We start from the raw sequence: 13589 nt of genomic DNA, 5'->3' as shown, positions 1-13589 counted from the left end.
TATTCTTCAGGTTTCCACAGTATCACCGCAAGAGAAGTAAAATCAGCAGGCGTCAGCGACCCTTCAAATGAAGCCAGGTTTACGTTGGTGGGTACTGGAAAAACGGGTGAAGGCTTTTATGTTAACAACTTCCATGATGATGCAATCATCAATGGAGCAGGAAGGCAATTTCAATCAGGATACACTTTCAGGATACCAGAAGGGGGCTCCATAAAATTAGTGTCCGGTGCGGCATTCTCTACAAACCATACTTTAGTTAAAAAGGAGTTAGGTGCCCTTAAGTTATGGGGTGGCGATGATACTTCTATACATAAAGTTATTTTTGATACCCCCCCTGCTACTGATTTTTATATGACAATTGCTGGGCTTTCAAACAATGGTTTTGCTGGTTTAGATTATTACAGCCCCACAGGTAAATATTTGGGAGCCTCAGATTTCCTTAGGAAAGGGGGTGTATCAATTAGTGGGGCTTTGTTTTCATCAGGTTTTGTAGCGCCACAAGGTGAATTAATTGGTCAAGTAAGAATTTCTTACAGAGATAAAGGTGGGATTGCTATTCAAGGCATTAATACTGGCATGTCCAGTATCTCACAAAAAGGTAGCGCATATTTTGACCATAACGTTGCTGACGGAGATGTATTTAGTGCGGGTGCAGGACAGAATAATTTTCGAGTTCTAGACGGAGTGCTTTATAGTCAAAGCGGAAAGATGAAAATTTCACCTGATACTGATTTATTTAGCTTTACTGTAGGTCAGACCTCTGACATCCAATTTAGTATGGAAACTGCTGCCGGCGTTATTTTTTATGATGCATATGACAATAGATTGCATTATGGTAATTACAATGGCTATGTAAATTATACTGCACCTGCTGGTCTACAAATTTATCGTGTTGAGATCGAAAACTATGGGCGAAGTAATATCCTGATTGATAACGTTATATGGGGAAATAACCCAGTAAACCCCGATTACGGTTACAACAGTAATAGCGCCAACATCGCTGCCCATGATGACAGCAAGGTTGAGTTAAATGGCCTTGTCGAAACCAAAGCGATTATTGACCTGCAAGATGGTGAAAGCACCACCAAAGTTATCACCGTGGAAGATTTGCTGACTTATGGAGAGGAAGGTCTTTTCACTGAAGCTGATACCACGCAACTGATGATTCAGGGCGATAAAAATGATGTTATTCAACTGAAAGATATTATGCCGGAAGGTGGTGATATCGAGCAGTGGACGCATCAAAAAGGCACCATTACCGTTGCGGGTGTAAAATATGAGGTTTATAACCACAATGGTGAGAATGCAGAGCTGCTGGTGCAGTCAGATGTTAAAGTTGAAATAATCTGATTTGCTCTGAAGTAACGTAAATTAACGCTGTGTCATTTTTTAATTAATGACACAGCGTTTTTATTTCAATCCCGAATATCACAATTGATGCACGGAATTAAACACGTTATTTAAATCATGCCCCAAACCAACCACGTCAGCACAAAGCCGCTTAATCCCATAATCGTGGTCAATACCGTCCAGGTTTTCAAACCGTCGGCGACTGACAAACCCAAGTAGCGCGTCACCACCCAGAAACCGGCGTCATTAACGTGCGACAAGCCTAAACCACCGAAACAGGCCGCCAGTGTCACCAGCACACGCTGCATATCCGTCACATCGCCCACTGCCTGGCTCAGTAAACCACTAGTGGTTAAAATGGCGACCGTTGCCGATCCCTGCGACGCACGCAGCGCCAGCGACAGAATGAACGCAGCCGGCACCAGCGGCAGATGCAAGGTTTCCAGCGTCAGCGCCAGCGCTTTGCCTACGCCCGATTCCACCAGCACCTTACCAAACGCACCGCCCGCACCCGCCACCAGAATCACGCTGGCAGAGCTGGGAATCGCACGACCGGTGAGATCTTCTAACTTCTCTTTGCTCCAGCCGCGACGCACGCCGAGCAGCCACGCCGCCAGTCCCAATGCAATCAGCAGCGCAATCGCTGGGGTTCCGATAACCGTCATCACCGAGCGCAATGTGCTGCCTTCAGCCAGCGTGGTGTGCGCTACCGTTCCCATGACGATTAACAGAATCGGCACGACAATCAGGCCGGTAATCATCAGCGCACCCGGCGGTGGCGCGTCATTTTTCGGCTTACCTTCCGGCTTCGCCAGCTGCAGCTGCTCCAGCACATCAACGGAAAGATGGTATTGACGCAGGTTCATCGCTTTAGCCACGTAGTAACCGACGATACCGACCGGAATCGAGATCAGGATTCCGAGCATCATCAGCCAGCCCATATCGGTGTGCAGAATACCCGCCGCCGCTGCAGCGCCCGGATGCGTTGGCAGTGCTACGTGCACCGTCAGCATCACGCCCGCCATTGGCAAGCCAAACTTCAGCGGTGACACGCGTGCCACTTTAGTGAAGCCATAAATCAGCGGAATCACGATGATGAAGCCAACTTCGAAGAACACCGGAATACCGAGGATAAACGCCGCCATGGTCAGCGCCGCCACCGTACGCTTGATGCCCAGCGATTTACTGAAGCGTTGCGCCAGCGACTCCGCACCGCCCGATGCTTCAATCACTGCGCCGAGCATCGCCCCCAGCACGATGATAATGGTGATATGCCCCAGCAAATTCCCCATCCCGCTAAAGATGGTTTCCATGATTTTGTCGGCGGGAATGCCGGTAGCAATCGCCACCAGCAGGCTGACAATCAGCAGCGCCACAAAGGGGTGAACTTTGGTTTTAATCACCAGCAACAGCAAGATCACGATGCTGGCAGTAGCTATAGCTAACAACAATGCGGTAGACATGGTATCCCTCTGATTTATATCTATTTATTAGTATGGTTATTTCTGGCATTGACGAATTGAGGTAAGACTTGCCCAACACAGCGTGCAAAGCCGCTGCGTTGGGCGGTAAAACAGGGGTTATTTAGCGTAAGGCGCGAACCAGCCAAGGCCCGCTTCGGTGCGGCCGCGCGGGATATATTCACATCCCACCCAACCGTCGTAGCCCACTTCATCCAGCAGGTTGAACAGATAGGAATAGTTGATCTCGCCTTCATCCGGTTCGTGACGATGCGGCGCAGAGGCGATCTGGATATGGCGATAACGACCGGCGTATTCGCGAATCAGATGGGTCAGATTGCCGTCCACCAGCTGCGCATGGAACAGATCGAGCTGGGTAAAGACATTGGGCCGATCGATACGCTCCATCATCGCCAGCGTCTGATACTGGCTGGAGTAGAGATAATTCGGCTTGGTAACCGGATTGAGCGCTTCCAGCAGCAGACGAATGCCGTGCGGAGCAAAACGCTTACTGGCGTAATGCATATTGCGCACAAAGGTCTCTTCATAGGCTGCACGATCGGCACCGTTTGGCACCGTTGCCGCCATTACATGCACCTGCGGCACATTAAGCGCCAGCGCGTATTCCAGCGCGCTATCGATATCGACACGCGCTTCCTGTTCACGGCCCGGAATAGCAGAAACGCCCCACTCGCCCGCCTGCACGTTGCCTGCGGCAGTGTTGAACAGCACCAGTTCGAGCTGATGTTTCTCCAGCTCGGCTTTAATCACCTCGGCAGGAAAGTCATACGGGAACAGGAATTCCACCGCGCGAAAACCGGCGTTAGCGGCGGCGGCAAAGCGTTCGATAAACGGTAGCTCACCGAACTGGGTAGATAAATTGGCTGCAAACTTAGGCATTAGAAATTCCTCAATTCCGCGACTTCGCTATCGGTCAAATAACGAATCGAACGGTCGCCGAGCGTAAACATCAGACGCGCGGTCTCTTCCAGTTCTTCGGTGTTATTGGCGGCTTCGCGCAGGGATTTGCCCACCACCACCGGACCGTGATTGGCCAGCAGGAAGGCGTTATAACGCGAGGCCAGATTGGCCAGATCGTCGGCCAGTCGCTGATCGCCCGGCTTGTAGTAAGGCACCACCGGCACATCACCCACGCGCATCACCACGTAGGGCGTGAACGGGCGAATACAATTATCAGTGTCGAGATCGTTCAGGCACGAGAGCGCCGTCAAATAGTGGCTGTGCAGATGCACCACCGCTTTGCACTCAGGATTATTCAGGTAGAGCGCGCGGTGAAAAGCCACTTCTTTCGATGGCTTGTCGCCGGAGATCCATTCGCCCTGAATCGTCACTTTCGACAGACGATCGGCCTGCAATTCGCCGAGGCAGGAGCCGGTTGGCGTCGCCAGCAAGTTACCATCTTCCAGCAGCAGCGACAGGTTGCCTGCCGAACCGGTGGCGTATCCGCGTTGAAAGAAGGACGCGCCGAGCTGCACCATTTCTTCGCGTGCTTGTTGTTCCGTCATGCTGAAAACTCCTGTTGTGCGCGGGCAAAGAACTGTTCGTCGCCAAAGTTGCCGGATTTCAGCGCCAGCGACAGCGGCTGATGGATGTCGCGCACCCACGGCACGCCCGGCGAAATCATTGGGCCAATATGGAATGCGGTGACGCCAAGGCTTTGTGCCACCACGCCCGAGGTTTCACCACCGGCGACAATAAAGCGCTGCCAGCCACGGCTTTTCAGCTCACGCGTTACCGCAGCAAACAGCTGCTCAACCGCTTCACTGCTGCGAGCCGCGCCGTATTGCTGTTGAATGGCTTGCAGCTGCTGCGCATCGGCGGTAGCAAACAGCAAGGGCGCCAGATCGGGCTGATGATGCGCTTCCACCCAATCACAGAGTTCCTGCGCATAGCTTTCGGCGTTGTCCAAGCAGCGCTCCACCAGAACTTCGTGTGATGGAGCTTGCTGGCGATACGCCTGCACCTGACGATTGGTCATCTGAGAGCAAGAGCCAGAGATCACTACCGCGCGCTCGCCTTGCGGACGCCCAGCGTGTTCAGCGTCGCTGTTCTGCTGCTGCGTCGCCCAGGCGCGAGCGATACCAATCGCCAGGCCTGAACCGCCGGTTACCAGACGCGTCTCTTTCAGCGCTTCGCCCTGCGTCAGCAAGTGCTGTTCGTGCAGCGCGTCCAGCACCACATAGTTGATGCCCTGTGCTTTCAAGGTATCCAGCTGCGCACGTACCGCATCGGCACCTTGATCCTGCTGCGCCGCGTTGATCACCGCCGCCTGACCTTTGGCCTGGCGCGTCATTAAACGCACCAGGTTGCTGTCGGTCATTGGCGTTACCGGATGGTGGCGCATGCCCGATTCGGACAGCAGCTGATCGGCAACAAACAGATAGCCCTGATACACCGTGCGACCGTTAACCGGCAGCGATGGCGAGATCACCGTTTGCGTTTCGCCCAACGCCGCCAGCAGCGCATCGGTTACCGGGCCAATATTGCCCTGCTCGGTGCTATCGAAGGTGGAGCAATATTTGAAGTAGAAACGATCGCAGCCCTGCTGTTGCAGCCACTGCAGCGCCGCCAGCGACTGATCGATCGCCTGCTGCGCCGGGCATGAGCGCGACTTCAGGCTGATCACAATCGCCTGCGCACTCAGTTCGTCGTGACTTTCCGGCACGCCGTTGAACTGGATGGTCGGCAGACCGTTCTGCACCAGAAAACTGGCGATGTCGGTCGCACCGGTAAAATCGTCTGCAATGACGCCTAAACGCATGATTACTTCTCCTTCGCCTGCGGCAGCGTGATGCCGCTGAAGATCTTGATCACCGCGCTGTCATCTTCACGACCGTGACCGGCGTTGCTGGCTTCGGTAAACATGTTGAGCGCAGTGGAGGCCAGCGGCAGCGGGAAGTGCAGCGACTTGGCGGTATCCGCCACCAGATTAAGATCTTTAACGAAGATATCGACCGCTGATTTCGGCGAATAATCGCCATCCACCACGTGACGCATGCGGTTCTCAAACATCCACGAGTTACCGGCGGCGTTGGTGACCACGTCATACATGGTGTCGAGCGGAATACCGGCGCGGGCGGCCAGCGCCATCGCTTCAGCGCCAACGGCAATGTGCACGCCCGCCAGCAGCTGATGAATGATTTTGACGGTTGAGCCGAGACCGATTTCGCTGCCCACGCGATAGACTTTCGCCGCCACCGCATCCAGCACTGGCTTCAGCAGGGCAAAAGCTTCGTCGCTGCCGGAGGCCATCACGGTCATCTCACCCACCGCCGCTTTAGCTGCGCCGCCGGAAACCGGTGCATCCAGCATCAGCAGTTGATGCTGCGCCAGCTGTTGTTCAATCGCCTGCGCATCCTGTGAAGAGATGGTAGAAGAGACCATCACCACGGTGCCGGGCTTGAGCTGCGCCGCCACGCCGTTTTCACCAAACAGAATCGCTTTAACCTGCGCGGCATTCACCACCAGCAGCAACACCGCATCGAGTTCAGCGGCAAAGCTGGCAGCGGAGGTCTGCGCATCACGCGCACCGGCCTGACGCAGGGTTTCCAGCGCCTGCGGATTGAGATCAACACCCCAGGTATTTAATCCTGCACGGATGCAAGACTGCGCTGCACCCATGCCCATGGAACCTAAACCAATCACGCCGATGTTATTCACGGTTGCTGACACAGCAAACCTCCATTGTTAATTTAAGTGATAATTTGTTCATTGGTGTTAAGTCTGCCGCAGTTAGTGGCGAATAAACGTGCGTGATATCACAAAAATTAACTTCACTGCGCAACGCTTAACATGGATTCACAGGCGGAGGTTAGCGCGCCGCACCCTATAGATACGGGATTTCTGCTTAAATTCTGGCTAGATAAATTGTGCTGCGGGCTGTGAATCGATGATCTACAATGTGAAAAAATGATAATTCAGGGAGAGCAATGTGATTCCGGTTGAACGTCATCAACAAATTTTAGCGCTGGTTGGCGAACGCGGCGTTGTCAGTATTGCCGAGCTCACTGAGCGGTTGGGTGTGTCGCATATGACGATACGTCGCGACGTGCAGAAGCTGGAAGAGCAAGGCGCGGTGTTGTCAGTTTCGGGCGGCGTGCGCTCGGCAGATCGCCTGGCGGCGGAGCCGTCGCATCTGGCGAAAACCAATATGTACAGCGGCGAGAAGATGGCGATTGGTCAATATGCCGCGCGCCATATTCCGCGCAATAGCTGCATCTATATCGATGCCGGTACCACCACCCTGGCGCTGGCGCGCGAGCTGGTTGAGCGTGATGACTTGCTGGTGGTGACCAATGATTTCGTGATTGCGCGCCTGCTGATGGAAAGCAGCGGCTGCAAGCTGATTCACACTGGCGGCACGGTGTGTCGTGAGAACCGTTCCAGCGTCGGTGAAGCAGCTGCACGCAGTTTGCGCCAGTTGGCGATCGATATCGCATTTATCTCCGCGTCCTGCTGGGGCCCGCGCGGGCTGTATACGCCGGATGAAGATAAGGTGCCGGTGAAGCAGGCGGCGAGTGATGTCAGTAGTAAGCGCGTGTTGTTAAGCGACAGTTCGAAGTACAACAAGATTGCGACGCATCTGGCGTTGCCGCTGGAGCGCTTTGATACCTTGATTACCGATGCGGAATTGAGTAAAGCGGGACGCGAAGCGTTGAGTGCGGGGAGCTGGGAGTTGGTGTTGGCGAGCTAGGTTTTACGGTTTTAAACCAGGTCGCCATGAATGGCGACCCTACTATGTAGGGTGCGCATTCATGCGCACCTGGTCATTTAAATCACACTTCTTCGCTGAACTGCGGAACCGGGTTGCGGAAGGTGCGGGTAACAAACGCGAGGTAAATAATACCAATCGCTGCCCACACCAGGCCGAGCACCATTGAGGTCTCTTCCAGGTTAATCCACAACGCACCGACAGTCAGGGCGCCCATCACCGGCAGCACCAGATAGTTGAGGTGATCTTTCAGCGTCTTGTTACGTTTCTCACGGATCCAGAACTGCGCAATCACCGACAGGTTCACAAAGGTGAATGCGACCAGTGCACCGAAGTTAATCAGCGCAGTTGCGGTTACCAGGTCGAAGTTGATTGCCAGCAGCGCCACACCACCCACCAGCAGCACGTTCAGTGACGGCGTGCGATAGGTTGGATGGATGAAGCCAAAGAAACGCTGTGGGAACACGCCATCACGGCCCATCACGTACATCAGACGCGAAACGCCTGCGTGCGCCGCCATACCCGATGCCAGCACCGTCACCACCGAGAAGATCAGGATGCCAATCTGCAGCGCTTTACCCGCCACGAACAGCATGATCTCTGGCTGTGAAGAGTCCGGATTGGTGAAGCGTGAGATGTCCGGGAAGTACAACTGCAGGAAGTAAGAGACACCGATAAAGATCACACCACCAATCAGCGCGGTGAGGAAAATCGCGCGCGGGATAGTGCGTTCAGCATCTTTGGTCTCTTCTGACAGCGAACTGATACCGTCAAAGCCAAGGAACGAGAAGCAGAGAATGGTCGCACCGGTAATCATCGGTACTACGTGTGCATTCTCAGACCAGAACGGTTTGCTGCTGGTCAAGGTTCCTGCGCCAACACCGTGTGCCACACCGTAAACCACCATGCCGGTGATCACTACCATTACCACCACTTGCAGCACCACGATCACGCTGTTGAAGTTGGCAACGGTTTTGATTCCACGCAGGTTGGAGATGGTCATAAAGGCCACCAGCAGCACCACGAAAATCCACGACGGAATGCCCGGCACCAGCGTCTCAAAGTAGCTTTTCGCCAGCAGGATGTTGATCATCGGCATGAACAAGTAGTCCAGCAGTGATGACCAGCCAACCATAAAGCCGACGTGCGGACTGATTGCCTTTTGAGCATAGGTGTAAGCGGAGCCCGCAGATGGGAAGCGGCGTACCAGCTTGCCGTAGCTCACGGCAGTAAACAGAATCGCAATCAGGGCGAAAGCATAAGCGGTGGCGACGTGGCCGTCGGTCAATCCAGACACGATACCGAAGGTATCAAACAGGGTCATTGGCTGCATATACGCCAGGCCCATCATGACAACCGGGATCAAGGTCAGGGATTTTTTCAGATGTGCACGCTGAGGTGCGGCAGAGGTGTTAAGCGACATTGTTCAGGCCCCCGCAGACGACAACCGCGATCGGTTGGGCTACAGGGCTACTGCGCAATTTGCTGCAGTGAGAAGTGATATAAGAGTTTGCGATTGTCGCGGCGCCGTAGTCATCACGGAAGCGAGAACCAGCCTGAGCTGGTGCAATGTTAAACAGTCCCATCTTTGTTTTCCTCAAATCTCACGCACAAGCGTGTTTGTCAGTATCTATCTATCCGGATGCGTGTCCGGCCTCGTTTGAAAGTCAGTGAGTACATCATGCAAAAAAATAACCGACGGGATAAGCGTCGGTTATGTTTCTCATTTTGCAGGGCGCGTATTTTGCCCCAACTTATGCCATCGGCACAAGACGTTAGATCAAATCTTCCTGCGTCAGGCGTTCTTCAGCATCCAGTCGATTTCTGTTGAGGTGATTAAGCGCTCAAACTGCATCAGTTCGTACTGTTTACAGCTGTGCCACACGCCGCTAAAACGCTCGCCTAACAGCTTCTGCAGCGGGTAGCTATTCTCGAATTCATACAGCGCATCGCTCTGCCGAATCGGCAATGCCAGCCCTTCTGCTTCATGTCCATTGCCCTGCACCGGATGCGGTAAGGGTAGCTGGTTATCCAGACCGTGCAAAATACCGGCAAGAATAGTTGACACTACCAGATAGGGATTTGCATCCGCACCGGCCACGCGATACTCAATGCGATGGTTATCCGCATCGCCACAAGGCACGCGCAACGCCACCGTACGGTTGTTATGTCCCCACGATGCCTGCAGCGGCACATAGGCTTCCGGCAGGAAGCGGCGATAGGCGTTCACATTCGGCGCCAGCAACGCCATCGAAGCAGGCATCAGATCGATCATGCCCGCCAGCGCGCGTTTCATCAGCGGCGAATCGCTGCCGTCATCCAGCGCGAAGGTGTTATGATCGGCGGCATCCAGCATGCTGATGTGCACATGCATGCCGCTGCCTGCGTACTCTTCGTAAGGTTTAGCCATGAAAGTCGCGGTCATGCCGTGATTTTCCGCTACCTGACGCACCAGCCGTTTCAGCTGAATAGCATGGTCACAGGCTTTCAGCACGTCGCGCGTATGATGCAGGTTGATTTCGAACTGGCCAGGTGAAGCTTCCGCCAGCGCGCCATCGGCGGGAATACCTTGCAGCTTAGCTAAATGGTCGATATCCCGCAGAACGTCGGCGAAGTGATCGAGATTATCCACCGAATAGACCTGGCTCTGCATATTGCGTTCGTCGCTGCCCGGCGAGCACGGCGGCTGAATAAAGCCCTCGGCATCGCGCTTTTTATCCACCAGATAGAACTCCAGCTCTACCGCTACCACCGGGAACAATCCTCGATTGCGCAGCTGTTGCCACAGCCGATTAAGGACATTACGGGGTTCAACGTCAAAGGGAGTGCCATCTTGGTTACACATGGTCAGCAACAGCTGGGCGATGTGCGTGGGATCGGCGGCAGAAGGAATTAAGGTTCCGGGAACCGGCATGCAGAGGTGGTCGGGTTCGCCGAGTGACTGTCCAAGTCCGGCGTCTTCGACGGTGTTACCGAGAATATCCATCGCGAAAACCGAAGCTGGGAAGTAACACCCTTTTTCCAGTTTTGCCAATGCGGAGATGGGAATGCGTTTACCGCGAAATACCCCATTTAAATCATTAAGAAGAATATCGACATACTGCGTTTCAGGATGGCGTTCCAGCCAGGTTTTGACCTCCAGCTGGAACGCGCTTGTTCGTTTCTCTTCACTATGTCGCGTGAAGTCTTCTACTTCTACGAGGTTCGTCATGATCCCACCCGCCCTTTACCGTTTAATATTGGTGCGCGTAATGCTCAAAATAACAGCCACTCCTCTAACATAGCTCTAACGCAAAAAGTGTGCAAATGTAACAATTCTGTTTGAGGAATGAACGATCGGTTGCTAGATTGACAAAATATTGCACACTTTACAGGCCAGCCGCGCATTTCCGGCGAAAATATTGAACAGCAACGCGGAGACGTTATGGGCATTATTTTTGACAAGCCCTTGATTGGCGTAGTGATGTGCCAGAACTTAATTGGCAACCATCCAGGGCAAACGGTTCACAACAAATATCTCGACGCAATCGTGCTTGCCGGTGGCGTGCCGCTGCCATTGCCGCATCAACTGACGCAGGCGCCTCATCTATTAGAAAACAGTATGACCGTGCTGGATGGCATTTTGCTGACCGGCAGCCCCAGCAACATCGAACCCTGGCATTACGGCGAAGACGGTAAAGAGGCGCATGCCGATCCGGCGCGCGATCGCCTTGCCTTCGGGCTTATCACACATGCCATCGGTAAAAAGATGCCGATGTTCGGCATCTGTCGTGGCTTGCAGGAGCTGGTGGTCGCCAACGGCGGTGCGCTGTATCGCCAGCTGCATATGACACATCTATTCCAGGAGCACCGCGAAGACGATGCGCTGCCGCTGGATGAGCAATACGCGCCGGTACATGACGTGCAGCCAGAAGTAGATGGCATGCTGAGCCAACTGCTGGGCAGCGCCGAACCCTTTGCGGTCAACTCGCTGCACGGACAAGGCATCCGTGAAACCGGTCCGCTGCTGCGCGTGGAAGCGCGCGCGCCCGATGGGCTAATTGAAGCGGTTAGCCTGCCGAAGCACCCTTTCGCCCTCGCGGTGCAATGGCATCCGGAGTGGCACTCCGACCGCGATCCGGTCTCGCGCCGTTTGTTTACGGCCTTTATCCACGCCGCTGTCTGTTATCACAAGGAAAAACAGCCATGAATGATGCCACTCTGGCACCCGGACGTCGCTTATCGCAGATCCGGCAGGAGTTGGGATTGTCTCAGCGTCGCGTCGCTGAGTTATCAGGTTTAACGCACAGCGCCATTAGCACTATCGAACAGGACAAAGTCAGCCCGGCCGTCAGCACCTTACAGAAGCTGCTGAAAGTTTACGGGCTATCGCTATCGGAGTTTTTCTCCGAACCCAAAATCAATGCCACGCCGCGCGTGATCGTGCGCCCGGAAGAGTGCGTGGAGATCGGCAGCCTTGGTGTATCGCTGATGCTGATCGATAACGGTGCCGCGCGACGCGCGCTGGCGATGCTGCTGGAGCGTTATGAACCCGGCGCCAGTACTGGCGAGAAGTTACGCCATCCCGGCGAGGAAACCGGCACGGTGCTGGAAGGTGAAATCACGCTGGTGGTCAACGGCCAGAGTTACCATCTCTATCGCGGTGAAAGCTATGTGATTGATACCGGCTTGCCGCACAGTTTTACCAATACCTCAGATCAACCGTGTCGCATTGTTAGCGCGCATACGCCCGCCAATTTCTAAGGTTTCGCGCTTAAGGAGGATGTAATGCAACATGTGGGAAGTTATTACGCTGCTACCGCCAACGCGCATGAGCCGTGGCCGGAGCTGCAAGAGTCGGTGCAGTGCGATGTCTGCATCATTGGCGGCGGCTTTACCGGGCTCTCGTCCGCGCTGTTTCTCACCGAAGCCGGTTACGACGTGGTGCTGATCGAAGCGGCAAAAATCGGCTTTGGCGCCAGCGGCCGCAATGGCGGCCAGGTCGTCAATTCCTACAGCCGCGACGTGGATGTGATTGAGCAGCGCTACGGCAAACAAACTGCACAGATGCTCGGCAGCATGATGTTTGAAGGCGCAGAGATCATTCGCGACCGCATCGATCGCTACGCTATCGCCTGCGACTATCGTCCCGGCGGCATTTTTGCCGCACTGAATCAACGGCAAATGGGCCATCTGCGCAGCCAAAAAGCACTTTGGGCGCGTTACGGCAATCATGATTTGGAATTACTCGATGAACGCGGCATTCGGCGCGAAGTGGCGACCGATCGCTACGTCGGTGGCTTACTCGATAAGCGCGGCGGCCATCTGCATCCGCTTAATCTGGCGCTGGGTGAAGCGGAAGCGATTCGCCGTCACGGCGGGCGTATTTATGAGCAGTCGGCGGCGATTGAAGTGAAATATGGCGCGCCGCATCGGATAAAAACCGCCAAAGGCGAAGTCACAGCCACCTTCGTGATATTTGCCGGGAACGCCTATTTGCCATCCCAGCTTGAACCGCGCCTGACGCGCAAAAGCATGCCGTGCGGTTCGCAAATCGTCACCACCGAACCTTTAACGCGTGACCAGGCGCTGGGTTTGCTGCCGAACAATTACTGCGTTGAAGACTGTAACTATCTGCTGGATTACTTCCGCCTCACCGCCGATAACCGCCTGCTCTACGGCGGCGGCGTGGTGTATGGTGCGCGCGAACCGGATGACATCGAAGCGCTGATTCGTCCCAAGCTGCTGCGCACCTTTCCGCAGTTGCGGGATATCAAAATCAGCCACCGCTGGAGCGGCAATTTCCTGCTTACGCTATCGCGCATGCCGCAGTTTGGCCAAGTCGAGAAGAACGCGTTCTTTATGCAAGGCGACAGCGGACATGGCGTGACTTGCACCCATCTTTCGGGGAAATTGATTGCTGAGGTCTTGCGCGGGCATGCGGAGAGATTTGATGCGTTTGCGAAATTGCCGCATCTGCCGTTTCCGGGTGGGAGACGGTTTAAGGTGCCGCTCACAGCGATGGGGGCGGCATGGTATGCGTTGCGGGATCGGTTTGGGGTGTGAGG

The 13589-nt window shown here is 54.5% G+C and carries 11 protein-coding genes and 1 pseudogene; 5 read left to right on the top strand and 7 right to left on the bottom strand.

The annotated features are described in order from the left end of the window. Positions 1-1350 (top strand): annotated as a pseudogene (locus BM323_RS24490) (hypothetical protein); the annotation flags it as partial. Positions 1351-1460: 110 nt separating this feature from the next. Here BM323_RS24490 and BM323_RS11200 read toward each other — a convergent pair. From BM323_RS11200 to ltnD, 5 genes are all read right to left on the bottom strand, one after another. After that, complete coding sequence (locus BM323_RS11200) at positions 1461-2813, bottom strand: GntP family transporter (RefSeq protein ID WP_008104792.1); 1353 nt, start codon at positions 2811-2813, stop codon at positions 1461-1463. A gap of 117 nt (positions 2814-2930) precedes the next feature. Next, complete coding sequence (locus BM323_RS11195; protein WP_008104793.1) at positions 2931-3710, bottom strand: HPr family phosphocarrier protein; 780 nt, start codon at positions 3708-3710, stop codon at positions 2931-2933. Next, a complete protein-coding gene (locus BM323_RS11190) occupies positions 3710-4336 on the bottom strand; it encodes a 3-oxo-tetronate 4-phosphate decarboxylase (RefSeq protein WP_008104794.1) in 627 nt (208 codons plus the stop codon). The genes BM323_RS11195 and BM323_RS11190 overlap by 1 nt, the downstream gene beginning before the upstream one ends. Beyond that, the gene (gene otnK, locus BM323_RS11185; RefSeq protein WP_008104795.1) at positions 4333-5592 is read right to left on the bottom strand and encodes a 3-oxo-tetronate kinase; all 1260 of its coding nucleotides are present in this window, start codon (positions 5590-5592) and stop codon (positions 4333-4335) included. Before otnK ends, BM323_RS11190 begins: the two co-directional genes overlap by 4 nt. A 2-nt stretch (positions 5593-5594) precedes the next feature. Beyond that, complete coding sequence (ltnD, locus tag BM323_RS11180; RefSeq protein ID WP_052025996.1) at positions 5595-6458, bottom strand: L-threonate dehydrogenase; 864 nt, start codon at positions 6456-6458, stop codon at positions 5595-5597. A 304-nt stretch (positions 6459-6762) separates the two neighbouring features. Here ltnD and ygbI point away from each other — a divergent pair, with 304 nt between their 5' ends. After that, on the top strand, positions 6763-7524 hold the full coding sequence (gene ygbI, locus BM323_RS11175; protein WP_008104813.1) for a DNA-binding transcriptional repressor YgbI: 762 nt from the start codon (positions 6763-6765) through the stop codon (positions 7522-7524). Between the two features lie 82 nt (positions 7525-7606). Here the strand turns inward: ygbI and BM323_RS11170 are convergent, their stop codons facing one another. Together BM323_RS11170 and BM323_RS11165 are read right to left on the bottom strand one after the other, a co-directional pair. Then, entirely contained in the window at positions 7607-8965 is a 1359-nt protein-coding gene (locus BM323_RS11170; protein WP_008104814.1) for an APC family permease, read from the bottom strand. Between the two features lie 372 nt (positions 8966-9337). After that, on the bottom strand, positions 9338-10753 hold the full coding sequence (locus BM323_RS11165) for a glutamine synthetase family protein (protein WP_008104816.1): 1416 nt from the start codon (positions 10751-10753) through the stop codon (positions 9338-9340). 213 nt (positions 10754-10966) lie between these two features. Between BM323_RS11165 and puuD the strand changes: the two genes are divergently transcribed. The 3 genes from puuD to BM323_RS11150 are packed head-to-tail and all read left to right on the top strand — an operon-like array spanning position 10967 to position 13587. Continuing rightward, positions 10967-11731, top strand: a complete 765-nt coding sequence (gene puuD, locus BM323_RS11160; RefSeq protein ID WP_008104817.1) for a gamma-glutamyl-gamma-aminobutyrate hydrolase — start codon at positions 10967-10969, stop codon at positions 11729-11731. Continuing rightward, a complete protein-coding gene (gene puuR / locus BM323_RS11155; RefSeq protein WP_008104818.1) occupies positions 11728-12285 on the top strand; it encodes an HTH-type transcriptional regulator PuuR in 558 nt (185 codons plus the stop codon). Before puuD ends, puuR begins: the two co-directional genes overlap by 4 nt. Before the next feature lie 24 nt (positions 12286-12309). Next, on the top strand, positions 12310-13587 hold the full coding sequence (locus BM323_RS11150) for an NAD(P)/FAD-dependent oxidoreductase (RefSeq protein WP_008104819.1): 1278 nt from the start codon (positions 12310-12312) through the stop codon (positions 13585-13587). Positions 13588-13589 lie beyond the last annotated feature (2 nt).

It is taken from the genome of Pantoea sp. YR525 (assembly GCF_900116775.1).
GTDB lineage: Bacteria > Pseudomonadota > Gammaproteobacteria > Enterobacterales > Enterobacteriaceae > Pantoea > Pantoea symbiotica.
Note: the sequence above shows the minus strand (reverse complement) of the source record. Positions and strands in the feature narration are given on the sequence as shown.